Consider the following 24,057-nt stretch of genomic DNA (forward strand, 5'->3'; position numbering starts at 1 on the left):
AATTCGATGTTTCTACAAGATGTCTCAGCCCCAATTCACCGACCGGAGATGAGATAGTGGCACATAGTGGCATACCCTGATGGCCTGTTGGTGAGGTACAGTATGTAACTACGCTGGCTCAGTTTCGCGACGCGAAGCCAATGGTTCCTGCCTCTGCTCCGAATGTCCGGCAGTTGGGGCGATTACCTTAGCTTTACCCGAGGCGATTCATCAAAATCATCCGGACAACAGGCGTTAGAACCTCGATCCGAACTGGCGGTGTGAGTCCCCCTGCAGGCAGATAATTGCTCGTTGCTGACGGTGTGAAGATCACGGTTGTAGGGGTCAAATTTTTGATAGAGGATGTCGCATTCCTATTCCCACGAAATTCCCGTTACGCAGAAAGCCGTTGAAATGACTGGCAGATAGCGATCGCATCATTATCGAAGGAAGTAATCTGTCACCTAGTTTCAGAGATATCGCTATTATTCCGTGCTGAGAGTACGACGCTGTCTGCGTCGGCTCGCACGGTAGCGTTCGTCGAGCCGAAGATGAACCGGCGAAGGCGACTTTTCGTCGGGGCTCCAATAACCGTGAGTCCATAGTAGCGCGATTGGTCGATGATTGCCTTGGCGGTATCCGGTGCCTCAAGTACCCAGGTGGCAGTTGTTTCGGGGCGGGCGATCCGATGGGAGATGTCCTCAACGAGCGTCTCGGCCCGTTCTCGCTGGTGATCGGGTGCCTCCTCGTCAATGACGTGCAAGATGTCGATCCACGCATCATAGTCAGCAGCAATAGAGGTTGCCACGTCTGCAGCTAATCCCGAGTGAGGACCGCTAGCGATCGGGAGGAGAATCGACGCTGCCTTCGAGAATCCTGCCTGTCCGTTCACGACGATGACGTCAGCATCGGCGTGTGTCGCCAACTGTTCGGTCATCCTCTTACGAAGGCGGCTCGTTCCTGAGCTGCTCGGTACCAGCAGCGTATCGACATCACGTCGTCGGACTGCCTGGAGGACGCCCCGCACAACGTCCCAGGCGTACAGGAAGTCGCTCTCGACCTGCGGGAGTGACTCGTCGGTCTGTTCGAACACCCAGTCAAGGAGTGAGGCATTCTCGCAATCCGTGGCTTCGTGTCGGTACACGTTCGGTGCCTGCTCGGGGTCGGGAAACGGATTAATGACGGTCAGAGACGCGCCAGTGACACGGGCAAGCGTGGTTGCGACCTTGAGTTGGTCAGTCAAGACAGGCACTTCACGAGTAAGGAGCGGAACGAGGATCTGGTCGCCATCAAATCGCCCTGCGACCAGCGGTGTCTCGGCGGATGTCTGCCCTTCATCTACAGGACATCCCCCCGACGACTGAGAAGGCATATATACTCAACCAGGGCCATTCTACAAAAGTCAGACGTCGAAGTGTCAGAGGGCGAAGTTCGATTCTATCATCCGGTACCGTTCTCATCCCCACGTACCAACATTCTCCCGGTGCATCACTTGACCTCTATCTACCGATAGGTGACGCTATCCACCGCTGGTGCGTGAACGGTTATCTCCTGTAGACAGTCTATCTTTCTGCGAGGAGAGACTCCCGCCGTGTATACCCCGGAGGCGATCTCGCCGAGTCACCGAATCAGTGGGTCTCGATGCATCCAATGGAGATGTAGTCAGGTATAGGTCTGGTAGGCGATGAACGCAGCGACTGCGAGCGAGGCGACACCAAGTCCACGGACAATCCATGTCCACTGGTCAGGGATGGTATCGTCAGTGCCGTAGTCACCGCGGCGACGACGGGTCGGGCCAACAAACACGGACAGCCGGAGAGCCGTACGCGGCGCGGCGAGCAACCCAATGCCTAACAGGACACCGAGGACGACCGCAAGGAGTTCACGGAGGCCGGGCATCTACGAGCGAAGCCGTTCGATGCGCTTCTCCATCGGCGGGTGCGTAGAGACGATCCGCTGGAGGAAGCCACGGTCGGGACTAGAGATACAGAGCGCGCTCACCTGCTGGTCGACGTTCGCGTCGCGGCGCCGGTCGCGGCGAGCACGGCCGTGACTCCGCTGGGCAGTCCGGGCCGACTCGCGAGCCTGCTGGTTCCCCTGCTGGATTTTCTCGAGGGCGCGGGCGAGTGGGTCGCCGGAGTCGATGACACGTTTCGCATCGGCGTCGGCGACGTACTCGCGATACCGCGAGATAGCGAGCACGAAGATCATCACGAGGAACTGGACGATCTGGCCGACGACGATGGCGAGAAAGAAGTCCGCGAGATCATTATCGCCCGTAAAGAGCACGACGTACTGGGCGACGATGGCGACCATCGAGGCGATGCCCTGCCCGAGCTGCATCGTGATGACGTCGCGGTTGTCGATGTGGGCGAGTTCGTGGGCGACGACGCCCTCGAGTTCGTCGCGGTCGAGCAGCTGGATGAGTTCCCGGGAAATAACGACGGTCCCGTTGCCGCGACGGCCAACCGCGAACGCGTTCGGCACGCCCATACTGGCGATCTTCAGCGACGGTTTCTTCATGTTCTTCTCGTCGCAGACCTGCTCGACGAACTGGTGGATCTGCGCGTACTGGGTCTCGGGGAGGTCCTCGGCACCGACGCTTCGTAAGGCAGCCCACTTCCCGATTTTGTACTGGAAGCCGACGAGGAGGAGACTGCCGACGATGGCGATCGGGAGGATTCCCTGGCCGAACACCACCATCGCGACAGCAACAGCGACGAGATAGAACGCCGCGAGGATGGCACCGACGACGGCCATCCGGATCTTGAGTCCCAAATGTCTCATACGGGGTGATTACAGAGTCGGGTTTATAAACCCAGGTACTACAATCTAATCAGATCGTCAATTGCTACGTCAGTGAAGCCGCCACCACAGACCGTGCATTCGGGTAGGTGATCGGGAGCGGAGGGCCTTCTATGTGGACGGCTCCAAATTCGGACAGACTTCGAACTGTAACTCAATCATACACCCCAATCATTGACGCCGGACAATCTCTTTAAAAGAGCCGTTATCACAGCACAGAAATGACACCCCCAAAGAGGGAGAGCGTCACGACGAGTCGTCCCAGGCTCCCCACAAATGTGGCGAGTGCGAACTTCAGATAGTCTTCTTCGAGAATGGCGAACGCATAAATTGAGAGTGTATCCGGAAAGAACGGGACACACAGTGCGAGAGCCAAGCCACTATATCCATATCGTCGAGCGAGCGAAACAGTCCGTCGTTCGGACCATTCGATGACATCGAACCGAGACCGACGTAACCACCGAACGATCGGACCAGCCTGTTTTGCCTCCTGGCCGAGATGGAAGGCCACCAGACTCCCAACGGCTTTCCCCGTTGCACTGACGCCCATAATAAGGCCAAGATGCCCCCAGAGCGGAACCCCGAGATCGAGCGGAGCAGCAAGCACAACCTCACTCGGGCCGGGAAGCACGAACGCGATCAAAAACGAGTAAACAAAGATGATTCCTAGACCGGGCCAGCCAGTCGCGCCATCAACTGCGGTATGCCCGTACTCGAGAAGTCCGGTTGTGAGATCACTAGACACAAACTCAAAGACACGGGAATTGACAGATAGAGGCATTTACTAATATATGTTCTTGCTGCAGAAGTTGCTATAGGTTTTTGGATGCATCTGGTTGGCACCGGGTGAATCATCCGCGTGGGCGAACAAGCAATCGGTGATAGTATGGAGGATTGTTCGACAGGTGGGGATATCCCCCGAATAACCGCCGAGTAACTCATGTATATACGAACACCGAGAAGTGACGCTGAAACGATATCCGTCGTGGGAACGCCTTAGAAAACACTTCCCGTATGGGCCCGTATTGAGAGTATGTACGAAAATATCCTGTTCCCCGTCGACGACAGCGAGGACAGTAGTGAGATTCTACACCATGTCGGGGAACTCGCGAACTGGGCGGACGCAACGATCCACCTCTTGTTCGTCGCAGATACGACGCGCGACAGCGTCACCGTCGTCGAAAACACGGTGGTCGATGCGCTCGTCCAGGAAGGCGAAGGCATCGTCGAGGATGCAAGCAAGACCTTGTCGACCCTTGGGGTCGAGTACGAAACTGACGTCGTGCAGGGGAATCCAGCCCCCACAATTGTCGAGTACGCTGATCGGTACGGGCACGATCTAATCGCGATGTCAACCCACGGGCGAAGGGGGGTGTCACGGTATCTTCAGGGCAGTGTCAGCGAGAAAGTCGTCCGTCTCTCTTCGGTCCCTGTTCTCACCGCGAGAATGCAACCCGACGAGCAGCTGGTATTCCCCTACGAAAATGTGCTCATCACAACGGATGGCAGTGCTGGTGCAACCCGGGCAGCGCAACATGGCTTGGCGCTCGCGGAGTCGCTTGGGGCGACCGTCCACGTCCTCTCTGTCGTTGACGACGCGTCGCTCAGTCTCGATATCCGGTCAACTATCTCTGGACAAGAGCACGAACAGGCAGCAACGGAAGCCGCCAAGGAGATCATCGAAGATGCGGAGACATATGGCGTTACTGATACGGTACAACATATCGAACAGGGAGATCCAGCGGATGTAATTCTCAACTGTATCGACGCCAATGACATCCACGTTGTCGTGATGGGGACGACGGGGAGGCGCGGTACGGATCGGATCCTCCTCGGCAGCGTCGCCGAAAAGACGGTCCGGTCGGCACCAGTGCCCGTGCTCACGATCGGTGGAGTAGAGTAGTACGTCGACACGACTTCGCAACAACAACGAAGGTCCTCCCCAGTGGCCGTATGAGCCAGTTCGATTGGATCGGTGCATTCGAGCGTCGAGACAGCTGGAGTCTGTGCCTCACTCGATCTCTAACGGACCGTTCCCACCGCCACCGTCACTACCGTCTTCATCCCATTCGAGTTCGAATTCGATACTCAATTCACCGGGCCCGTTCGCCGGGCCCTCGCGTTCGGCTTTGACCTCGAACGTCGGACGAGCGGGCGGCTCTAGCGTCACGGATTCGCTCCCCGCTTTCAGCGTAATCGCGTCTCCGTTTTCGAGATTGTCCGCGACTCTCCGCAGCAGTGCAGCAATTTCTTCTCGGGACTGGCCGCTCTCGGATTTGAACAAGACTTCTTCGGGCATACAATATCGGATAGGCTCGGAGGCCGCATAAGTGACCCTCTAGCTCGACGTTCTGTCTCCGAGAATCTCTGGTATCCTGCTAATTGTTCGAGAACTCGTGGAGTAGTCATAGCCGGACTGGCCAGTCTCCGCTTTTGAGTGCGGTCACTAGAGTGACCGGTATCCCACCGTGTGGCAGACGCGTGTTCGGTGGATAAGCGGACGAGTAGCGGTTGTGGGGGCAGTCGTGTTACGTGACGCTGTATCCATCGTCTAAAAGTCCCCCGGAGGATAATCGGGCATATGGTAGACTTGATTTCCGTCGGCGGGTTGCTTCTCGCGTTCTTTCTCGTCGTCATGAACGGCGTGTTCGTGGCCGCTGAGTTCGCATTCGTGAAACTCCGGCCGACTCGAGTGAACACACTCGTCGACCGCGGGAAGCCCGGTGCGGGGCTGGTGCAGGATGCCATCGAGAATCTGGATGGCTATCTCGCAGTCAGTCAGCTCGGGATTACGCTCTCCTCACTGGGTCTCGGGTGGATCGGCGAACCGGCTGTGGCAGCACTTATCGAACCAATTCTCGGTGAACTCCTACCCGCAGGAGCGATTCATCTCGTCGCCTTCGCGCTGGGATTCGGCTTCATCACGTTCCTCCACGTCGTGTTCGGCGAGCTCGCGCCCAAGACGTTCGCCATTCAGGAGGCTGAACGGGTTGCGTTCCTCGTCGCCCCCCTCATGAAGTTCTTCTATTACGTGTTCATCCCGGGTATCATCGTCTTCAACGGCACTGCAAACTACTTCACCAGCCTGTTTGGCGTCTCGCCAGCGGCAGAAGGTGAAGAGACTCACTCCGAAGAAGAAATTCTGATGATTCTCACTCGCTCCGAAGAGACTGGAGAAATCGACCTTGACGAGGTCGAGATGATTGAGAGTGTCTTCGAACTCGGCGACACGATCGCCCGCGAAATCATGGTTCCACGTCCCGACGTGGAAACCGTCTCTGCGTCGATGACGCTCCCGGAACTCCGGTCTGTTGCCGCCAGCGGAACATACACGCGGTATATCGTGCTTGACGAGGACGGGGAGCAGCCGATCGGATTCGTCCACGCGAAGGACATCCTGAAGGCGAGTGAAACCGAAACCGATCACGGCGACCCAATCACTGCACATGACATCGCACGCGACGTCCTCGTCGTGCCGGAAACGCGTCGGATCGACGCGATTCTCGCCGAGTTTCAGACGCACGGTGGGGGGCAGATCGCCGTCGTTATCGACGAATGGGGCGTCTTTGAGGGGATTGTCACGATCGAAGACATTCTCGAAGAGATCGTCGGCGATATTCGAGGCGAATTCGACACAGCACCGCAGGGCCCTACTATCGAGGAACGAGACGACGGTACGTACGTCGTTGACGGCGGCGTGCCAGTCCGGGAAGTGAACGAACGGCTCGGCGTCGAGTTCGAGGCCGATGAGGTCGAGACGATCGGTGGGTTCGTCTTTAGCCGACTCGGGCGAGAACCCGAGATAGCTGATGAGATCGAGCAAAATGGGTATGTCCTTCGCGTCGACTCCATCGACAACGCGAGAATCGAACGGCTCGTGATCCAACCTCCAGAACGATCTCAGAAACAGACCACTGAAGAGGACTAGTCCTCACGCGGTGTTGTTTGTATCCGGGCAAAGAGAGTGACCCGGATGAACCAGGTCTGCTCTAACAATGACCCGCGAAGTAATCGACCGACACAGCGAAGCACTGTTCGAGTTCCTCTGGTGTCCCGTCTGTGGGCACGAGGTGTTCAGCCACATCCCCTTCGAGGGGGTGTTCTGCAAGAACTGCAACACGCAGGTTGAACTCCAAGAATCACATGAGGATCGTGGCTACGAGGAAGCCGTCCTCGCGTGCTTCGATACCGACACGACCTGGAATCTCCACGTCGACGAAAAACTTCGTCGTGACCTGCCTGACGGGTCGGCTCGGGTGAAGATTCTCGGCGCACCGGGTGCCTACGAGATCGACTGGTGGAGTCCCGAACCCGGCGACGGCTGGGAGCCGGTCGAGCGCGGTGAATTCGCTGACATCGAAGAACCTGCCGACGTGTCTCACTTGGCGTAAGGAGAGGCGTTCGTTGGGGAGTTTTTCCACCCCCTGAAGGGTGTAGGGGTGTTCGAACGAGCCCCCCTCGAACAGAACTATGAGTGGAATTAGTGATCCACAGCCGATCGAACAGTCACGGCCTTCGGATGATTCCGACGTCGTCTATGTCGGCTACCGTCGTCGAGGCCGCGCCATCGTCGAGAAACAGCCCGACCAAGAACAGCTGACGCCGGAGCGGACTCTCGAGTTGGCCAATCACAGTCCGAGCGGATTCAGCTGGGGATACGCTGGCAGCGGGCCGGCCCAGCTCGCGCTCGCGCTCCTCCTCGACTACACTGACGACGAGGACGTCGCCCTCGAGGAGTACATGGAATTCAAGACCAAGGTCGTGAGCCAGCTAGAGTGTACAGAACCAGACGGCTGCTGGCGACTCACCGGGCGTGAGATCGATACAGCCCTTCGTGAGACAGTCGGTGAACCAGTCGCACCGTCCGTCAACTAACGTTCACAGAGAGCAATCCATGTCAGAACCCACCCAACAGTCCCGTACGAACGCAGAATCGACCGACAACAGTGCGCGACAGACGCCGACTGAATACGTCGAGCGAAGCGATGTCGGCGTCTCACTCACCGTGAAGCTCACTCGCGGTACTGGCACCCGCGATCAGGACAAGCTCACGGCCAAAGTGAAGGCGAAAACGCTCGAAGAGGCCCGCGAGGACATGGAGACGCTTCGGGAGTACATCCACGACCTCGCCGAGGACGCCCGGCAGATCCAACCGGGGGAAGACGACGAGTAGCGAGCAGGTGCGGTCTATTTCGCCTCCCTAAGAGCGGAGGCGATCATCAGTGAGCGACACAGAAGAGCAAGAACGAGATTCGAACGAACTGTCGCCAGCACAGCGACTCGAACCGCCAAACTCGCGACTCATCAACGCGGGGGTCGTGACGATCCACGATATGGAGACGCTCCGGGAATGCGTCGCCTACGAGAACGCAAATCAACAGCGTGTCCGGATTCTTCGCCAGCTCAAACAGCAGGCCGACGAAATCCGTTCAACAGACTGAATCACTGCTCGTGGAGGCTGTTTTTCACCCCCGGTAGGGGTGCGGGGGGTTCGACCTCCCGCGTTCGACACATGAAGACGGATTCTACCGACGATCCCAGAACAGACGTACAGACTGCGAGCGACCCTTGCCAGACGAACAGAGACCACATCGAGTATGTGGGGATGCGCGTCGACGACAGACCGGTCGTACTCAACCTCACCGAACACGAGCGACTCGCCCCCGATCGAAGCCTCGAACTCGTACGACAGAGTAGGCCGGGGTTCGAGTGGGGCGACACTGGCAGCGGTTCGGCACAGCTCGCCTGTGGACTCCTCCTCGATTACACCGACGACGAAGCCGTCGCCTCCCAGCACTACATCCAGTTTCGCGATGACGTGGTGAGCCAACTGGAGTGCAGTGGACCAGCCAATTGCTGGCATCTCACCGGCGACGATATCGAAGCCGCACTCGCGGGCGTCACCAAGCACGAAGCACTCACGCCGGATGGTGGAACGCCAACCCCGTCACTTCCAGTAAACTGGAGTGCCGTGAATCGGTCAGAACGGACAGTCTTCCAGCGGCGAGACATCGACCACTACGTCGTCCTCGGTGAAGGGACCGAGGAGTGGCTGCTCCTGCTCTGTGCGCAGGGCGACCGTGCGTATCCCGCTCCCCTCGACATACGAACAGTTCCGATTGAGGAGGATCCTGCTCCCGCCGTGCGGGAACTCGTTGTCGAGAGCAACGACCTCGTCGAGCCGGAGGAGGATGTGTGATGGAGACCCTGCGACTCTCTCGAGCCACATACCAGCTCATCGAACGCGCAATCGAAGCGCGGGAGCACATCGGCCACGAACTCGAGCGGTACAACGACCGGCGGGAACGCGAGAGAACCGAGAGCACAGACGTTTCGGCGGGGCGTGGCGATTCATGACCAGCGTCCACCACAGTGATTCGACTGGCCAGACCGGGTTTCAGTTCACACCGGCGTCGGGCGGGTGCGACTGTCCGATCCATCACGATAGCAACCCGGTCACGGCGCCGCTTGGATTGCGGTTCGCCGAGCGAGTCCAAATCGAGGCGATCCCCCAGCACGTCGCTGGCGCAATCTACGAGGCCCATCATTCATACATGGACGACATCCCGCTCACCAACCTGGTTCACCACGGGCTGAGTTACCAGGGACAGCTCATGGGCGCGATTACGTGGCGACATCCGCTCATCCGGTCGTTAAAGCTCGATGAAACACGGTACGGAGGCGACGAGATCGTCGAGGCAGCCCGCATCTGTATCGGCGTCGACTTCCCGAACCTGGCATCGGCAGCGCTCGCACGGTCGATGGATCAGTTCATTCGACGTGAAGCACGTCGACGCGGGATTCGACTCCTCCTGACGTTCGTTCGAGCGGATTACTCTGGATCAATGGTGAAAGCACTCCGAGCCAAGGGTGGCACTGTACGGGAAAGACGGGGACAGGCCAAGCAGGGAATCGACCGGACAAGCCGATTCGTGAGACGCCGAAATGGCGATTCGTGTGCGAGGTATCCAGTGGTCACGATAGCACACAAACGACAGTTGAGCAGTGGTCAGCATGACTCAGAAAGCGACTCTCGATCACTTCGCGACGAGTGCGACCGAGGAATCCAGCATGCTCACGCTAGAAGAGCGGCTTCTCAGCCCGATTTCCCCATCCGTTGGTCTTCGACTGATTCCTGGTCAAGGCGATCCGCTGTATCTCCAGAACCGAGGCACGGAGCGGTATCTCTTCCGTGATGACCACGGGCGGTGGTTCATCATCCAGCCGTCAGCGAAGAATTCAGAAGATGCGTTCGTTCGCTGGGTGTATCTTCCGGACAACAAGCCGAAGCGGCTCTGTTGAAATCCTCAGAGAGTTACAGGTTCGACCAGTAGTGTGACCGAATGCAGGCCCTCCCAAAGTCGCGGTTGCTCCGATTTGTTGAGCAGGCATTTCACTTGGCTCGTCGTACGGTTGCTCGCTACTCCTCGAAATTCTCGAAACAACGGTACACACTTCACCAGCACATTGTCCTCCTCTGTCTCAAGGTGCGGAAGAACACGACGTACCGGACGCTTCTTGACGAACTTATCGAGATGCCTCGGATTCGGAGCGCCATCGACCTTGAGGAACTCCCAACACCTTCGACATTGTGTAAAGCGTTCAATCGCCTTGACATGGCTGTTTGGCGGGTTCTTCTCAATCTCTCAGTCACGCTTCTCCCAACCAACGGTGTCGTCGGCATCGACGCATCCGGATTTGACCGGAGCCACGCCTCAAAACACTATACGAAGCGAACAAAGCTAACGATTCAGCAGTTGAAAGTTACACTTCTCGTTGATACGAGGGCGAATGCTATCATCGATTTACACGTGACAACGACACGAAAACACGACTCACAGATCGCGCCGTCGCTCATCAAGCGAAATACCGGTGAAGTGGCGATTCTCCTCGGTGACAAGGGATACGATGACCAGAAGATTCGCGCGTTGGCTCGTGACGAGGGCGTTCGTCCGCTTATCAAACACCGAAAGTTCTCATCACTTCACAAAGCGTGGAACGCTCGCTTGGATGCTGATATCTACGGACAACGGAGCCAGAGTGAGACAGTAAACTCTAATCTAAAGCGTAAATACGGCAACTTTGTTCGTTCACGATATTGGTGGAAACAATTCCGCGAGATAACCATGAAGTGTCTCGTTCACAATCTTGATTCGGCTCTCTGAACGGGGAGGTGACTCACTCCGTGTGAGAACCTCCTCCCGAAGAGCGAAGTAAAGCCGCAACTGAATGATAGAGTTCAATCTCAAAGACATATGCCAAGAGATAGGCGAAGACAACTCCACCAAGATAACCAATAATAGCTGTAACTGACATAGCACGCGTGATGTAGTAATCTGGGAGTGGGTACAGACCAATAGCTGACAGTACGATCGGTGCAAAGAGTGTGAGAGACAGACCCCACACGACTAAGGCAAAAATAAACTCGACTCTCTTTTTATGATCTTGCCGTTCCTGTTGCTTAGACGATGTCTGTGTTGAAACCCAGAGAAATCCACCAATAAGTCCAATAACGGGTGTCCCAACCCAAAGAATCCGAAGGATCGACGCAACACCACTTTGCGAGAGGGGTTGGTAGCTGGTGAGGGTGCCAAATATTACATTAGCAAAAATCTCACCGAGAATTCCCCATTGGAGGGCACCAGTCAATCTTGCAGTGATTGATGTCCGGTAATTGTTGGGGGCCATATAATGATGGATGAATGTACATACATATCATGACTTCGGAATGCCGAGAGTTACTTTTCCGTGACTAGCTGAAATCTGGAGATGGATCCAACAACTAATGTAGGCAAAGTAGATTTCAACAGAGCCGCCGAAGCGACTTGCGCAGTCAGCACTTCGTCGGCGGACGGTCATCGGCTACGACTATGTTCGGCGGTCGGATGCACCAGACCCAGTCCAGTCGACGGTGACAGCGATGTTCGTCACGGGATGCTGGCCCGAGACGACCTACGAGTGTGGATCATGTGAAGCCCGATTCGACACGGCACGAGAACACGCACTTCACTGCTGGGATGCACATCCCTGGGTGCCGAATCCGGAGCAGGTACGCCGACGACACTCCCCTGACGAGTAATCGGTGGAGGGCAGTCCAGCTCCGACTCCGTTTAGGCTGTTAACCAACAGACACCCATCCCTACCGCTTGTGTTGGTTAACGGCTTCCAGTAATCCGGTTTTATTTTCCCCAGAAGGGGTGCGGGGCGGCCAGAAGTTGCCGTTCCGGGCCCTACTCATGTCGCTCGATATCAGTTCTAGCAGTAGCACCGCACGTGAGATTGACGCTGCAAAGCAAACCGACTACGTGGCGTTCTTGCACCGGGCCCCATTCGCGCTGGACGCCTTGAAAATCGGCTTCCTGCCCGGCTTTCGTGAAGACTGCAGCTTTCAGCAATCCCAATTTCAGGGGTTAGAGATTCCCGTCGGGATGCTCGATAACGACTTTCGAAATCCCGACCTGACTCGATACGTCGACCGGTTTTTCGAACACGAGCCGCGAGTCGGCGTCATTGGGGACGCATACGATCCCGACGATGTCGATGATTACGTCGCTGCTGCTCGCGAAATCCAAGCGAGCTACCCCGATGCAGAGCTCGTCATCGTTCCTAAGTGCAGGGAGGTGATCGAGATGATTCCAGACGACATCGTGCTCGGCTACTCTCGGGGCTACGCTGATCGGCTGGCCCACGAGTTCTCCGAGCCGACCGACTGGCGTGGCCGACGCGTCCACATCCTCGGGGGGAGCCCACCGAAGCAGCTTGACGTCATTCAGCAGTTGACCCGACCGACTCTCACGGATGACCCACCCGCAGATATCGTCGGTGTTGACTGGAACGGACTCCATCGTGGCGCGCAGTTCGGAGAGTTCTGGACAGCTGCCGGATGGGACGATAGCGGCCGGGACGCTGACCACGTCACAGTTCGGAAGACCGTTCGTCACAGCCTTGGTCGACTCCGAGAATTCTGGCAGGGACACGGCGTCTGGCCAGATTCGACACCGCAAGATGTCGGTCTGGATGTAGGGTACGAGGGGCCATCATCGAGTGATCTCGACGGTGCTGCCTGTACTGGATGCGGGACAAATGTCTGGAGAACCCCTCGTGGTCCCTTTGTTGCCGAGTATGATACGGGAGATGTCTGTGGATACTGCAGCTACGACTGCTACTTCTCGCATCGCCATCGGAACAATCTCGAGGAAATAGCCGGCGAGAAGAGCGTCTACTTCCCACCGGCGTGACTCGGAGAGTGTTTTTCGAGCCCCTGAGAGGGCGAAGGCTCCATCGAGAGTCTTCATCCAGAGGTGAATCAAGTGAGTCAGCGACAGCATGCGAACGACGTCTCGGTCGATGAGATTCCAATCGATATTTCGAACACACAGTCCGGGGAAATCGATCCAGGTGATGTTCCTGCGGAGATCGAATCCATCACTCGTGGACTGGCGAGTGAACAGCCGCCGACGAACCCACTCGTCGTTCTCAAAGCAGCTCGGTGGTGGTACATCCACGGCAAAGGTGGGTCAGATCCCGCGTTCCGGTGGGCCATCGAGTGGGCGCGACACCTCGCGACAGACACATCGAGCGACGTAGAGATGTTCGACGAGTATCTCAAATACCTCGTTGCAGTCGGTTTCGCGGACGAACCACACGAACTCCGGTAACTCTCAAAGGAAGTTGTTTTTTGCGCCCTGAAGGGTGCGGCGCGTTCTGAATCGATGCAGTTGCGGTAATTCGAGTCCTGAAAATCATGGCTACGAGTAGTGATTCGTCGGTCTCGTTCGAGGAGACCGACACCCGGCACGACGAGATGCACAGTACCATCGAAGCGTGGATCGACGACCTCGTCGACCACGTTGACGATGCACAAGCCAGTGAGGAGTTCCAAGAGTGGCTGGAAGTCCAGAGTCGCTTCCACGACTATTCGCACCGAAACACGCTCCTCATCAAGCTCCAGTGTCCCGAGGCAACGAAGGTCGCAGGCTACAACACATGGCGGAACGACTTCGAACGGCACGTCCAGGAAGGCGAACAGGCCATCTGGATCTGGGCACCAATCATCACCAAGCGATGTCCCGAATGTGAGAACTCGATCAGCTACCACGAGAACATCGGTTGTGAGTACGACGAGACGCCGCAGGATGAATGGTCGAAAGGCCTCGTTGGGTTCAAGCCAGCACCAGTCTTCGACGTATCTCAGACGGAAGGAGAACCGCTTCCCGAACTGGAGACGGCGGCGACGGGCGACGCCAACGACCTGGTGCCAGCGCTCAAAGATGCAGCTGATGAACTCGGTGTGACGGTTCGCATCGTCGATGCCGACGACTGGGAGCATGGTGACGCGAAAGGGGTCTGTAAGTATCGGAGCCTACACGACTTCCAGCCAGTCGTCGAAGCAAGAGCCCGATCGAACCACGCAGATCTCGCGGTCACGCTGATTCACGAGTACGCCCATGCGCTGCTCCACTTCGATATCGAAGATGAACCCGAACGGGCAAAACGCGAGGTCGAAGCAGAAGCCGTCGCGTACATCGTCGGTCGATATTTCGGACTCGACACGAGTGGCTCAGCGTTCTATCTCGCTGCATGGCAGGGCGATGATCCGGAGGCGATTCAAGAGCGTCTCGGTCGAATCAGTTCCACCGCTCAGGAGATTATTCGATCACTCGGGGAGTGACGCTTCGGCTAACCTCCGAACAGCACTCACAGTCGAAACTATTCGAGTGAAGCCTCAGGTGCGTTGAAAGACGGTTTTTCACGCCGTCGAAGGGCGACGGCGTGCGCGAACTCGTCACGTCGATTCAGCCGAAATTATGACCGAACGAACTGACGACGTCGAGACACAGAACGAAGACGAAACAGAACATGAAGAGCGGGTGTACTCTCCTGATGGTGGAGTTGTAGCATCGACTCCTGCAGCTTCGACACCTACTGAAGCTGGCCAACAACTCACTATTGGCGGAGACCCGTCTCAGGAGGAACTCGAGCCCCGCACAAAGCGAGCTCGAACCGAAGAGATGGACGTCTCGTTACTGCAGAAGGGAGGAATCTACGAGGTACAATCGGAGTCAGGGAACATCTACGAGGTCGACGTTGCGAGTGAGACGTGTACGTGTCCAGATTTCTCGAAGCGGGACCCGAGCGGTGGATGCAAGCATCTACGGCGGACTGATCTCGAAATTCGGAGTGGGAACGTCCCTCGTCCCGATGGCCGTCTCCCAGAAACAATGGACGTTGTCGAACAGCTTTCTACGGAGATTCGCGAGCTGGAGCAAGAGATCGAAGAACGCGTGGAGCAACGGCGGAAACTCGAAACTACGGTTGGGGTTCTCAAGGAATTCTCGATTGAGTAGACGGTAGGTTCGCTCTTATGTAGAACTGTGGAGTGACCCCGTAGCAAGGCAATCGACGACGATTTCGAGGGATGCGCCGACCAAGTTCAATGAGCGAACGATACCGAAGGTGTGAGCGGCCTGTTCCAAGCCCTGCTTGGACAGGCCGCGAAACTTCCGCAGCCACGGTTTGACTAGTGAGAAGAGGCACTCGACCTGGTTGATGTGGACGCCGTCGGCCGAAACGTACCGTTCGTCGTGGATAACGGTTCGGTGATCGTACTCCATCTCTCGATACGCTTGGAGTCCATCAGTCCAGACCTCTCCCAGCCGCTGGGAGAGGTCTTCAGCCTCTTGCAGTACCGGTTCGAGGTCTCCCTGGTAGCTGATTCCAAGGTGACCGCGAATCACCCGAAGCACGTCGCGGCACGCCGCGACGAGCGTTATCTGGTCTCCGTGACGGCCCTTCCATCGTGAGCGCCCCGATCGGGACGACCCGCCGCGGTACCGACTGGTCCGCGGCGGGTCTTGGCCTTTGTAGCCTGAACAGACCGTGCTTGATTCGTCGATTTGTGTTGGGCCCGAGATGGAGTGTTGGAATTGCTCCCAGACGAGGGGGAAGCCGCGCGTGACCGCGGCTTCCACCTCTCGAATGGCGTAATAGACGGTCTTGTACGCCCTGTCGAGCACAACCGCGATTTGTGAGATACTGAGCAACGTGTCTGCATAGAGGAGGTACGCGAGAAGCACCTCTCCGGTGGTGAGGTGCTTCTCGTGGAAGGGCGTGCCATAGGTGTAGACCGGTTTAAAATTGCAATCTCGGCAGATAACGCGGTCGGACGAGTCCCACGTGTGAATGCTGGGGTGGCCGCAGCGAGGACACGTGGTATACTCCCAGAACTGCTTGAGTCGCCGCTCGATGAGGGCATCGAGCGGCTCGGTGTCCAACTCGAACAATCCAAGATCAACGAGCTGGCGAAGCATTCCACCGAACGCTGGCTGAGTCTGAGACATAACCTCATGATTTCGGCTCGTTCACCGTAACTACACGGTCGTTCCTCAGCTCTACATAAGAGCGGGTAGGTTTAACCAACAATCCCTGTGTTGGTTAACACGAGAATAGCCGATGTCCTACGAACCCCCGACCCCGCCGGCGAACCTTCCGACGGAAATCAACAGCTCACTCAACGAATCGACTCCGGAGCGGCTCCGAGAGGTTGCAACGTACGCCGAAGCGCTAGCCGAACACAAGGAACGGGAGGCCCGTCTTGAGGAGTCGGCAGCCCAGGAAGAAGTCGAGGAGCGACCAGACGACCTCCCGGACGACGTCCCTACCAAAGCAACGATCACGATCAAGGAGATCAACGACAACCGCTACTACTACTGGCAGTGGAGGGAAGGCGACAAGGTGACCTCCAAATACAAAGGCCCAGTCAATCCAGACGAATGAACTCGAATAGACGGTCACCCCCCGTTTTCGAGTTGTAAATGGGAAAGGGCACGGGGACGGCACATCACATACAATAGAACGTCGGATCTCTAACGTCACCCACCCCCCGTTTTCGAGTAGTAACGAGAAATCTGACGGGTGACACCCCCCATTTTCGAGCTGTAACGTACCACCCGAGCCGCGAACACCCCCCGTTTTCGAGTAGTAAGCGCGGGGCGGATTTGGGCGAGATTAGTTCTTGCTCCGGAACTGCTTCAGCCGTTCGCGGACAACCGCGCTGATAGTCGCCTCTTCGTGAGCTAGATCTTCGAACCGGGAATCCTCACGAATCGTCTCCATAATCGTTTCCGGATCCTCGGAGAGGGAGAAATACATATGCACTCCTCGGCCTCGCCCCTTGCCTCGACGCTCGAAGTCCAATACGCCGTACGTACTCTGCTCTGTGACGTGATTGACGAACGTCTCGCGACTGTACTGATCTGCATCCATCGTATCAGCAATGAATTGGTACGTCTTGAACGCAGGTCCAGCAGGTATCCACTCAGGGTGTTCTCTTGTGTAGTGGGCGGTGGCCGCCACAGCGTAGATGGAGAGTTTCTTTTGAGTGGAGATCCCGCTAATATGACGAAGTTTGCGATTCTCGGTGTATTTCTCCTGGGCATCACGGACATCAGTCTCGGTAACCGTGTCAGCTCCACGCCGCTCGGCTAATTCGCCAGCCCATCTGAGGAGATCTATTGCTTTCCGTGCATCTCCATGCGTTTGGGAGCCGAATGCAGCAACAAGCGGAACGACGTCATCTGCCAGTGATTCTGGCTTGAAGGCGTCTCGTCGGTTGTGGAGAATACTACGGAGTTGATTCGCATCGTAATCGTCGAAGAAGATGTCGTCAGGGTTGTAGGAACTCTGTGCGCGGCTGTTGAGGTCCTTCATGAAATCAGCGTAGTTCGTGATAGTCGTGAGAGAAATCGGGCCGTCAAAGTCGGCGAGCTTTCGAGCCCGTGAAAGCTGATAGATGAGGGAATTGTACTCTGCCTCCTGATACGGCCCCTCAAGCATATCGATCTCATCGAGGATGAAGATGACACCGTCATAGTACTCACGCATCAGTTCGTACAGTCGCTCGAGCTTCTGATCCGTTGAGACGCCGGTTTGAGGAACACCAGGTTCGACACCAAGGTCGTCGGCAGCAGCTTTAACTAGCCGATAGACAGCTCGATCTGCAGTCTTCGGTCCCTCGCAGTTGATAGAGAGGACTCCGAAGGTCTTACCCTGTGACTCGCACAGTTCGACGATCTGTTTGCAGACAGCATGAATGATGAGCGATTTCCCCGTTCCAGATGGCCCACTCAGGAGCATATCAGGGATCCCCTCATTCTGGAGGACCGGTTTTAGGTTGTCGACGACACGGCCCAGCTGGTCGTCACGACCAACGATACGATCCTCGTCGATGATAGTATCAGACCGAACGAGGTCCTTGTTCGCAAAAACGCCTCCGGACGACTCGGTTTGTAACCGATCTCGAATTGAGATGCCCCCACCGTCGCCGTTGGTCGCCTGTTGAGACGAATCAACTGGATCCGAGCCGTTCTCAAAAGTCGTTTGTGACGTACCGGGCGAATCTCCATCCTCACCCGTCGATCCAGGGGTTTCAGGATCAACAGAAGAGGATTCACGATCCTCCTCATCTTCCGGATGATTCGATCCTGCTCTACGTCCCTCTCGTCCCATTATGAACCCCCTCGAACTCCGGATATAAAAATATAGGCCCTTTTAGAGTTGTAACCACGCGAAAACAGGCTATCTAACGGCTATAGCCCTGCATCCTCGAAATATGCCAATTACCGTCTTCGGAATCTATCACCCTCCGTTGTCGAGTTGTAATCGATCGTCAGGAATCGCTATCATCGAAATTCCTCGATGACCTACACCCCCCTTTTTCGAGTTGTAAGCCTTCGAGGAGCGGTAACATACCTGGTCCGGTTTTCCCATCCGCCCCATTTTCGAGCTGTAAGCAACGGTGAGTCGCACTAAGTATAGAAGCAAATCTGTACCGTCAGGGTTTTGCGAATGATGCTCAGGGTGAAACGGTCTATCCCACGCCCCCCGTTTTCGAGTTGTAAGCCCCAGAATTGCCGTGAAAGGGCGACTCTCGTATGACCAGTTCACGAATACGAGAAATACCGGCCTCCAGATACGATGGTTGGTGAAGCTCGTTTAGTGAACTCGACTGTTCACCCCCTCCCCCCTTTTTCGAGTTGTAAACTCGTGATGACGGGAGGGGGGTGAACAGCAGGAGTGACTGCAGAACGGTCGATTGTGGCGTATACATACGATAGGGGGACTGAGGATTGATTTCTCTAACTTGCAACTATAAATGCGAAAGTTTATCCCATAGACCACCTTACCACATCCGTAGTAGAAATAATGAAAATATATCTTCTAGCTCCGCTAGAAGAGTGAGATCATTGGGTATGGAGATCATCATATAATTCCGAACCCGAGAATAATCACGCCTCAACGCTCCTACGTCCAGTTTTGTGAACTCTGTTCTCACTACATAGCGTCTGTAGCAGTCTGCACCCAACGACTTACAACTCGAAAAAGGGGGGAGGGGGTTCGTCAGGCCCACTCCGTGATACCGACTACACGTATTCCATTGAGCTCCCGTCGAACATCATTCCGATCCCAGCCAAGGGGGGAAAGTACGCTCTCGACAGCTTGGACCAACTCCGTCTCGTAGTACGAGGCGTCGTAGGTCTCGATCTCTTCGTGGGAGAGGGCGACACGGTCACGCGAGATCTTCTCGTCGTCGTCGACCACGTATTCGATATCCTGTCCCGGGTGGACAGCGAGGTCTTGATCGCGAGCCCGTTTCAAGGCCGCCACGTTCTGAGTATTCTGCGTATAGCCTTCCAACGGCTTGGAGACGCGATTCCGTTCGACGAGCTGTTCCACTCCTACAGCACCTGAGTGCAGTTCCTTGATTGCTCGTTCGAGACGTCCGAGTACCGCGTCTGGGGACTGCGTGGCATCGAGTCGGTTGAGACAGTCCCGCTGGACATCTTCGATGAACGGCGGGGTCGAGCGTTGCCGGGCTTCGATGCCTCTGATTTTGAATTCGTCGTCGCCGGCGACCTTCCCGAAGTACTTCGTCAGCGCGCCGGCGCCGCTCTCGCGCTGCGGGACGAACGCCACCCAGTCGTAGTGGGCTTCGTGTTCGAGCCGAATCTCGACGCGTTCCGTGATCTCCGTCGCGAGCGTCTCGAGGTCCTCGCGGTCATCGTCGTCGATGTCGGGGTCCGGCGTCACCCAGATGGAGTCGACGATTCCGTGGACGACCCGCCAGCCGCCAGCTTCCAGTCGCTGTTTCGCTGTTAGTAGGATCTCGCGAGCGAACGCGTTGATCGCTTCGTGGCACTCGATGCGGCCGAACTTCGCGTTGCTGAACCCCTGATAGCCGAAGCAGGCGACGAGGATCCACTTCAGCGCTCCCGACCGTCCCTCGAGCTCCGCCAGCCGGTCCTCGTCGGGGTTGTTCCGTTCCTTCTCGCGACGGATGGCCGCCTTGATCTCGTCGCGCGCGTCGATGATCGGCTGCAGCACGTCGACGAGGTAGCCCCGGTCGTCGCAGATCGAGTACCCGAGGCCGGGGACGTCGTCGCGGCCGCTGTGGCAGTCACACCGGATGACGTCCGGCGAGACGTTTCGCGTACAGATGATGTTCGGATACAACGAGGAGAAGTCGAGTTCGTGGACGTTCTCGTGGAGGCCGACCTCGGGCGCGAAGATGAAGCCGCCACGGTCGGCGTCGTGGAGCGTCCCCATCGGCTTGTAGAACTCATGACGCCAGGAGTTCCACGGCACGAGGACGCTGCGGTCGTGAGCCTCGCAGATCTGGATCGCCGTGAGGACGTTCCCGATCGACGCCCACACGAGCTCCTGGACGGGCTTTTTCGAGCGCGACACAAGGTCGAGGACGCCGTCGAGGTTCGTCTCCCCGTAGAAGAACGTGTTCGACTCGTCGATGATCGCCCGACCGGGCACGTTGTACCGCGCCGGAGAGTGACCGACACGACCGTAACTCGAGTACGTCGACCGACTCGCGAGCTGCTGGTAGTCGACGTCCGGCCATCGACTCAGCGAGAAGTCGTCGACGTCGGCGTCCGTCGTCATCTCGTACAGGGTCGGGATGATCTCGCTCGTCGAACAAACCAGGACGTCCGGATTGTGCTCCTCGAGCGCTGCTTTGACGGCGGTCAGGATCTCCGTCGGCGAGCCAGTGACGGTGTCGCCGGCGACGGACAGCTCCCCGTAGACATCGTTGCTTGTTTCGGTCACCGGGACGCTGAGTCGGAGCGACGACAGCTCACTCGCCGGCGTCGGGTTGACGCCAGTCTCCAGACAGTACCGGAACTCTCGCGAGAAGTCGACATTGAAGCAGGCGATATCCCCGATTGGATAGTCCGACAGCTGGCGCGCTTGCCGGGCAAGTGGGGTGACGCGATCGATGTGGGCGACGTCGACGGCAAGGACCGGTTCCTCGTCTCGTCGAAAGCCGGGCCGCCGCGCAACCATCTCGGTCGCGACGATGTCTGGGTGCTGGTCGTACACCGACTGGAGCGTCGTGAGATCGAGGTCGGTCTCTGGGTCGCGAGCAGCGACGTAGAAGCGTGGAGTGTAGTCATCGCGCTCGGTCGCGACGGCGCCGTCGGCAGTTGCCTCCCACTCCAGGACGCGGCCGTCGTCCAGAAAGTCGATAGTAAACTGCCCCATCCTACTCGCTCACGGCTTCGCCGTTCGCTTCGTTGCGGGTGGGGCTTTCGCGTGGACTCCCGTTCTGTCCGCTGTCGGCGGAAGGCTCGTAATCGCCATTCACGTTCAACGCCCCGCGATTCAAGCGCACGTTTACGGGTGCGCCTCCGCCCGACGACTTTTGCGCCGAGCGGAGATACTTCAGGCCAATATTCTTCGCCGCGTTGTAGTCTGCGTGGGGCGAGTATCCACACTTCAGGCACTCGAATACGTTCTGCCCGTCCGAGGTTGGACGGTTGTTCTCGTGGGTGAACCCGCACTTGGAACACCGCTGGGAGGTGTAGGCGGGACTCACTTGTTCGACCGAGATGCCGACCACTTCGGCCTTGTACTCGACATACTTGAACAGGCGTCGGAACGCCCACGCGTGGAACTTTTTGGCGTTGGGCATCCGCTCACGAATCCCCGTCAGGTTCTCGAACGCGATCACGTCGCAGCCATACTCGACGGCTTCCGCAACGAGTTCCTTCGAGACAGTGTGTAAGAAGTGGTCGTACCGACCCGTCTCGGTGCGTCCAACCGACTGGATGGTTTCGTGGGCGGCCCGCGTGCCACGCTGGTGGAGTGACCCGCGCCGCTTCTCGAACTCGCGGTGCCAGTGATTCAGCTCCGACCCGTTCCAGAATGTCCCTGTGGAGGTGACGGCGATGTTTTCGATGCCGAGGTCAACGCCGAGGACTGTGCTGTGCTCGTCGTTGCCGTCGTCGGTAGTCTCGAACTCCACGTCCGCCTTTGTTCGGACGTGAAGGTAGAACTCGCCGTCGCGGTAGTGCAGTTCTGCGCCCGTCACTTCGTAGTCGTCGTTGTATAGATACTCCGAGTGTGGTGTCTCGCGGTTCTCGTCGGGGAGGACGTATTCGGCGGTGATTCGTCCTTCGACGGTCGAAAGCGTGGCGTGGTCGTCGTTGAACGTCGCACACCGCTTGTCGTAGACGAGCGTCGGGGCGGTGAAGTGCGGTTTTCCCGCGTAGTCACCGTGCTTCCACCGAGCGACGACGCTCTGTACGGCATCGGCGGCCTTGTTGCGGGCGTTCTGGACGAGATTCGCTTGAAGCCTCGTTTCGGCCCGCACGTCGTCGTAGGTTTCGCGTTGAAGTTCGGCTTTGCTCGTAGTCTTGTACTCGCCTTGCCATGCGTGGTCGACGACGTAGTTGGCGGCCCACAGGAACTCGGAAATGGTTTCGCGGAGGAGGTCGGCGTCGCTGTCGGCCACGTCGAGTTTGACGGGGACGGTGCGACGTACCTCCATCCGTGGTTCAGATGTAGTGCCATGTCTTTATATTAGCCATGATTCGGTGGGAGTCGGTAACCCATCGAGCGTGGGTGGTACAGTATCGTGTCGGTTTCCTCTCCACACAATCGCTCGCTTCGCTTGCCCCGTGAGGGCGAAAGCTCCACCTTGCATCACGCTGAACGGCATCGTCACGGGTTCGAGTCCGGTGGGCCACTCTCTTGATCATCGCGTGCTGCGACCGCGGCTTCGAGCTCTTCGAGGCGTTCCTCGTGGTCGTCGAGGCGGGCCTCCTGTTCGAGATCGATGCTGAGAAGCGCCGGCAGTAGCGGGTTCTGATGGTTCAACAGCCCGCTCGCGTCGGCGTGTTCGCGGGCGTACTCGAACAGCTGGTCAAATCGTGGCTGGTCGCGACGCCGCAGTGCCCGGCGGAACTCTGCCCACCGCTCTTCGATGGCCCGGAGCGCATCCCGGTACGTCGGGTTTGTGCGCCCCATCGCTATCGGCCTCCTGTCCCGGTCGCGGTCCACGCATCGAGCAAGGGGTCCGCAGTGGCCGCCACCGTCTCACCGTCAGCTGTGACACCCGTTCCGACACCCTCCGGAGTCGGCGTCGACGGCGTCGGAGTTGTCGGTTCCACGCCGACCTGCGTGGCGCGTGCCGCGAGCAGCTGCCGCCAGTACGCGAGCGTCGTCTGGTAGTACGCGCCGTCGTCGACGGGATAGACGAGCGTCTCGAAGTCCTCGCCGACGACCCGTGGGCCCATCCGCGTCTGTTCACACTCCAGGTGGTGGTCGGCGACCGTCGCGACTGGCTCGGTGAATTCGTTTCGTTCGTTTCGCGTAACGAGCACCGGGATGTCGTACCCCTCGGTGTAGGTCGCTAACCGGGCAAGGGTTCGAGCCTGGAGGGTTTTCGCGTGAGTCTCGCCAAGGGTATCGTCGGCGCGGTACTGGGCATCGACGGTCGGCGCGACGATGAGGGCGGGCGTATGGGACGACGTATCCTCGTCATGACTTGGTTCCCCTCGACCGGTCGTCCCGGCGTCGGTGGTGGACATCTGGATTACCTTATTTACCGCTGACGGGAGATCACAGACGGCGCCGTAGTGCTGGTAGGCGGTAAAACCGCGTGCCACGTGGATTCGGTTGAGCAACCGTTGACTGGGCGCGATCTGGGAGAGTGTCGTCGTCGTCGCGTGTCCATTTGCGTCGACCCAGAAGGTGGGCCCGTCGTGCAGGAGGAGATGGTCGAGCACGAGCGACTGCAGGATCGGGACGCCGCGGTCCCCCTCGACGTCGAGCAGCGTGATGCCGTCGTCGAGCTGCGGCAACAACATCTCGTCCGTAGCCGGATCGGCCTGGTCAGCGAGGGACCGATTGCGGTCAGCGCCCCGTGTCGGCTGGTCCACCGCCAATCGGTTCGATGTTGAGTGTTCTCCCATACTTGAC

Annotated in this window: 25 protein-coding genes; 14 read left to right on the forward strand and 11 right to left on the reverse strand. The window is 57.7% G+C overall.

Annotated features, from left to right (window positions below; all coding sequences use genetic code 11):
- Positions 1-439 precede the first annotated feature (439 nt).
- The 3 genes from HVO_RS02065 to HVO_RS02080 all read right to left on the reverse strand — a co-directional run bounded on the left by HVO_RS02065 (position 440) and on the right by HVO_RS02080 (position 3,565).
- Positions 440-1,231: a universal stress protein gene (locus tag HVO_RS02065; protein WP_004043396.1), complete on the reverse strand. Its 792-nt coding sequence runs from the start codon at positions 1,229-1,231 to the stop codon at positions 440-442.
- 647 nt (positions 1,232-1,878) lie between these two features.
- On the reverse strand, positions 1,879-2,739 hold the full coding sequence (locus tag HVO_RS02075; RefSeq protein ID WP_004043394.1) for a M48 family metallopeptidase: 861 nt from the start codon (positions 2,737-2,739) through the stop codon (positions 1,879-1,881).
- 253 nt (positions 2,740-2,992) lie between these two features.
- A complete protein-coding gene (locus tag HVO_RS02080; RefSeq protein ID WP_004043393.1) occupies positions 2,993-3,565 on the reverse strand; it encodes a YqaA family protein in 573 nt (190 codons plus the stop codon).
- Positions 3,566-3,817: 252 nt separating this feature from the next.
- On the opposite strand from HVO_RS02080, the gene HVO_RS02085 reads away from it, so the two are divergent.
- Positions 3,818-4,687, forward strand: coding sequence for a universal stress protein (locus tag HVO_RS02085; protein ID WP_004043392.1), 870 nt, complete (start codon positions 3,818-3,820; stop codon positions 4,685-4,687).
- A 108-nt stretch (positions 4,688-4,795) separates the two neighbouring features.
- Here HVO_RS02085 and HVO_RS02090 read toward each other — a convergent pair whose 3' ends face one another.
- Entirely contained in the window at positions 4,796-5,083 is a 288-nt protein-coding gene (locus tag HVO_RS02090; RefSeq protein ID WP_004043390.1) for an amphi-Trp domain-containing protein, read from the reverse strand.
- A gap of 282 nt (positions 5,084-5,365) precedes the next feature.
- On the opposite strand from HVO_RS02090, the gene HVO_RS02095 reads away from it, so the two are divergent.
- The 8 genes from HVO_RS02095 (at position 5,366) to HVO_RS02130 (ending at position 10,949) form a co-directional block, all read left to right on the forward strand.
- A complete protein-coding gene (locus HVO_RS02095; RefSeq protein ID WP_004043387.1) occupies positions 5,366-6,712 on the forward strand; it encodes a hemolysin family protein in 1,347 nt (448 codons plus the stop codon).
- A gap of 67 nt (positions 6,713-6,779) precedes the next feature.
- The gene (locus tag HVO_RS02100) at positions 6,780-7,175 is read left to right on the forward strand and encodes a DUF7567 family protein (protein WP_004043386.1); all 396 of its coding nucleotides are present in this window, start codon (positions 6,780-6,782) and stop codon (positions 7,173-7,175) included.
- Positions 7,176-7,254: 79 nt separating this feature from the next.
- The gene (locus tag HVO_RS02105; RefSeq protein WP_004043385.1) at positions 7,255-7,659 is read left to right on the forward strand and encodes a DUF6166 domain-containing protein; all 405 of its coding nucleotides are present in this window, start codon (positions 7,255-7,257) and stop codon (positions 7,657-7,659) included.
- A 19-nt stretch (positions 7,660-7,678) separates the two neighbouring features.
- Positions 7,679-7,957 (forward strand): DUF7389 domain-containing protein, encoded by a 279-nt coding sequence (locus tag HVO_RS02110; protein WP_004043384.1) that lies wholly within the window; start codon positions 7,679-7,681, stop codon positions 7,955-7,957.
- A gap of 49 nt (positions 7,958-8,006) precedes the next feature.
- A complete protein-coding gene (locus HVO_RS02115; protein ID WP_004043383.1) occupies positions 8,007-8,225 on the forward strand; it encodes a hypothetical protein in 219 nt (72 codons plus the stop codon).
- 71 nt (positions 8,226-8,296) lie between these two features.
- Complete coding sequence (locus tag HVO_RS02120; RefSeq protein ID WP_004043381.1) at positions 8,297-8,983, forward strand: DUF6166 domain-containing protein; 687 nt, start codon at positions 8,297-8,299, stop codon at positions 8,981-8,983.
- Positions 8,983-9,141 (forward strand): hypothetical protein, encoded by a 159-nt coding sequence (locus tag HVO_RS20750; RefSeq protein ID WP_004043380.1) that lies wholly within the window; start codon positions 8,983-8,985, stop codon positions 9,139-9,141. The genes HVO_RS02120 and HVO_RS20750 overlap by 1 nt, the downstream gene beginning before the upstream one ends.
- Positions 9,142-10,127: 986 nt before the next feature.
- The gene (locus tag HVO_RS02130; protein ID WP_004043378.1) at positions 10,128-10,949 is read left to right on the forward strand and encodes an IS5-like element ISHvo2 family transposase; all 822 of its coding nucleotides are present in this window, start codon (positions 10,128-10,130) and stop codon (positions 10,947-10,949) included.
- A gap of 13 nt (positions 10,950-10,962) precedes the next feature.
- On the opposite strand, the gene HVO_RS20465 is transcribed toward HVO_RS02130, so the two are convergent.
- Positions 10,963-11,472, reverse strand: coding sequence for a hypothetical protein (locus tag HVO_RS20465; protein ID WP_144064019.1), 510 nt, complete (start codon positions 11,470-11,472; stop codon positions 10,963-10,965).
- A 548-nt stretch (positions 11,473-12,020) separates the two neighbouring features.
- Here HVO_RS20465 and HVO_RS02135 point away from each other — a divergent pair.
- The 4 genes from HVO_RS02135 to HVO_RS02150 all read left to right on the forward strand — a co-directional run bounded on the left by HVO_RS02135 (position 12,021) and on the right by HVO_RS02150 (position 15,131).
- A complete protein-coding gene (locus HVO_RS02135; protein WP_004043377.1) occupies positions 12,021-13,022 on the forward strand; it encodes a DUF6610 family protein in 1,002 nt (333 codons plus the stop codon).
- A 72-nt stretch (positions 13,023-13,094) separates the two neighbouring features.
- Positions 13,095-13,442: a hypothetical protein gene (locus HVO_RS02140; RefSeq protein WP_013035171.1), complete on the forward strand. Its 348-nt coding sequence runs from the start codon at positions 13,095-13,097 to the stop codon at positions 13,440-13,442.
- 86 nt (positions 13,443-13,528) lie between these two features.
- On the forward strand, positions 13,529-14,455 hold the full coding sequence (locus HVO_RS02145; RefSeq protein WP_004043375.1) for a M78 family metallopeptidase domain-containing protein: 927 nt from the start codon (positions 13,529-13,531) through the stop codon (positions 14,453-14,455).
- A gap of 136 nt (positions 14,456-14,591) precedes the next feature.
- Complete coding sequence (locus HVO_RS02150) at positions 14,592-15,131, forward strand: hypothetical protein (RefSeq protein WP_013035052.1); 540 nt, start codon at positions 14,592-14,594, stop codon at positions 15,129-15,131.
- A gap of 15 nt (positions 15,132-15,146) precedes the next feature.
- Here the strand turns inward: HVO_RS02150 and HVO_RS02155 are convergent, their stop codons facing one another.
- Positions 15,147-16,124, reverse strand: a complete 978-nt coding sequence (locus HVO_RS02155) for an IS1595-like element ISHvo6 family transposase (RefSeq protein ID WP_013035018.1) — start codon at positions 16,122-16,124, stop codon at positions 15,147-15,149.
- Between the two features lie 112 nt (positions 16,125-16,236).
- On the opposite strand from HVO_RS02155, the gene HVO_RS02160 reads away from it, so the two are divergent.
- Positions 16,237-16,560 carry a hypothetical protein gene (locus tag HVO_RS02160; RefSeq protein WP_004043372.1) on the forward strand — a complete coding sequence of 108 codons (324 nt, stop codon included), beginning with the start codon at positions 16,237-16,239 and terminating at the stop codon, positions 16,558-16,560.
- Between the two features lie 231 nt (positions 16,561-16,791).
- On the opposite strand, the gene HVO_RS02165 is transcribed toward HVO_RS02160, so the two are convergent.
- The 5 genes from HVO_RS02165 to HVO_RS02185 form a co-directional block, all read right to left on the reverse strand.
- Positions 16,792-18,291, reverse strand: coding sequence for a Cdc6/Cdc18 family protein (locus HVO_RS02165; protein ID WP_013035182.1), 1,500 nt, complete (start codon positions 18,289-18,291; stop codon positions 16,792-16,794).
- An 891-nt stretch (positions 18,292-19,182) separates the two neighbouring features.
- Entirely contained in the window at positions 19,183-21,336 is a 2,154-nt protein-coding gene (locus tag HVO_RS02170) for a type B DNA-directed DNA polymerase (RefSeq protein WP_004043370.1), read from the reverse strand.
- Between the two features lies 1 nt (position 21,337).
- Complete coding sequence (locus HVO_RS02175) at positions 21,338-22,624, reverse strand: RNA-guided endonuclease InsQ/TnpB family protein (protein ID WP_004043369.1); 1,287 nt, start codon at positions 22,622-22,624, stop codon at positions 21,338-21,340.
- Positions 22,625-22,797: 173 nt separating this feature from the next.
- The gene (locus HVO_RS02180) at positions 22,798-23,103 is read right to left on the reverse strand and encodes a hypothetical protein (protein ID WP_013035195.1); all 306 of its coding nucleotides are present in this window, start codon (positions 23,101-23,103) and stop codon (positions 22,798-22,800) included.
- 2 nt (positions 23,104-23,105) lie between these two features.
- A complete protein-coding gene (locus HVO_RS02185) occupies positions 23,106-23,945 on the reverse strand; it encodes a hypothetical protein (protein ID WP_049914869.1) in 840 nt (279 codons plus the stop codon).
- Positions 23,946-24,057 lie beyond the last annotated feature (112 nt).

This window comes from Haloferax volcanii DS2, assembly GCF_000025685.1.
In the GTDB taxonomy this organism is placed as follows: Archaea; Halobacteriota; Halobacteria; order Halobacteriales; family Haloferacaceae; genus Haloferax; species Haloferax volcanii.

What these genes read in the sequence shown, in the direction of transcription:
- HVO_RS02160 (WP_004043372.1), top strand. Translation starts at nt 16,237, where the DNA reads ATGTCCTACGAACCCCCGACCCCGCCGGCGAACCTTCCGACGGAAATC.
- HVO_RS02175 (WP_004043369.1), bottom strand. Translation starts at nt 22,624, where the DNA reads ATGGAGGTACGTCGCACCGTCCCCGTCAAACTCGACGTGGCCGACAGC.
- HVO_RS02085 (WP_004043392.1), top strand. Translation starts at nt 3,818, where the DNA reads ATGTACGAAAATATCCTGTTCCCCGTCGACGACAGCGAGGACAGTAGT.
- HVO_RS02155 (WP_013035018.1), bottom strand. Translation starts at nt 16,124, where the DNA reads ATGTCTCAGACTCAGCCAGCGTTCGGTGGAATGCTTCGCCAGCTCGTT.
- HVO_RS02185 (WP_049914869.1), bottom strand. Translation starts at nt 23,945, where the DNA reads ATGTTGTTGCCGCAGCTCGACGACGGCATCACGCTGCTCGACGTCGAG.
- HVO_RS02110 (WP_004043384.1), top strand. Translation starts at nt 7,679, where the DNA reads ATGTCAGAACCCACCCAACAGTCCCGTACGAACGCAGAATCGACCGAC.
- HVO_RS20465 (WP_144064019.1), bottom strand. Translation starts at nt 11,472, where the DNA reads ATGGCCCCCAACAATTACCGGACATCAATCACTGCAAGATTGACTGGT.
- HVO_RS02170 (WP_004043370.1), bottom strand. Translation starts at nt 21,336, where the DNA reads ATGGGGCAGTTTACTATCGACTTTCTGGACGACGGCCGCGTCCTGGAG.
- HVO_RS02180 (WP_013035195.1), bottom strand. Translation starts at nt 23,103, where the DNA reads ATGGGGCGCACAAACCCGACGTACCGGGATGCGCTCCGGGCCATCGAA.
- HVO_RS02105 (WP_004043385.1), top strand. Translation starts at nt 7,255, where the DNA reads ATGAGTGGAATTAGTGATCCACAGCCGATCGAACAGTCACGGCCTTCG.
- HVO_RS02135 (WP_004043377.1), top strand. Translation starts at nt 12,021, where the DNA reads ATGTCGCTCGATATCAGTTCTAGCAGTAGCACCGCACGTGAGATTGAC.
- HVO_RS02120 (WP_004043381.1), top strand. Translation starts at nt 8,297, where the DNA reads ATGAAGACGGATTCTACCGACGATCCCAGAACAGACGTACAGACTGCG.
- HVO_RS02100 (WP_004043386.1), top strand. Translation starts at nt 6,780, where the DNA reads ATGACCCGCGAAGTAATCGACCGACACAGCGAAGCACTGTTCGAGTTC.
- HVO_RS02130 (WP_004043378.1), top strand. Translation starts at nt 10,128, where the DNA reads ATGCAGGCCCTCCCAAAGTCGCGGTTGCTCCGATTTGTTGAGCAGGCA.
- HVO_RS02090 (WP_004043390.1), bottom strand. Translation starts at nt 5,083, where the DNA reads ATGCCCGAAGAAGTCTTGTTCAAATCCGAGAGCGGCCAGTCCCGAGAA.
- HVO_RS02095 (WP_004043387.1), top strand. Translation starts at nt 5,366, where the DNA reads ATGGTAGACTTGATTTCCGTCGGCGGGTTGCTTCTCGCGTTCTTTCTC.
- HVO_RS02145 (WP_004043375.1), top strand. Translation starts at nt 13,529, where the DNA reads ATGGCTACGAGTAGTGATTCGTCGGTCTCGTTCGAGGAGACCGACACC.
- HVO_RS02165 (WP_013035182.1), bottom strand. Translation starts at nt 18,291, where the DNA reads ATGGGACGAGAGGGACGTAGAGCAGGATCGAATCATCCGGAAGATGAG.
- HVO_RS02150 (WP_013035052.1), top strand. Translation starts at nt 14,592, where the DNA reads ATGACCGAACGAACTGACGACGTCGAGACACAGAACGAAGACGAAACA.
- HVO_RS02075 (WP_004043394.1), bottom strand. Translation starts at nt 2,739, where the DNA reads ATGGCCGTCGTCGGTGCCATCCTCGCGGCGTTCTATCTCGTCGCTGTT.
- HVO_RS02080 (WP_004043393.1), bottom strand. Translation starts at nt 3,565, where the DNA reads ATGCCTCTATCTGTCAATTCCCGTGTCTTTGAGTTTGTGTCTAGTGAT.
- HVO_RS20750 (WP_004043380.1), top strand. Translation starts at nt 8,983, where the DNA reads ATGGAGACCCTGCGACTCTCTCGAGCCACATACCAGCTCATCGAACGC.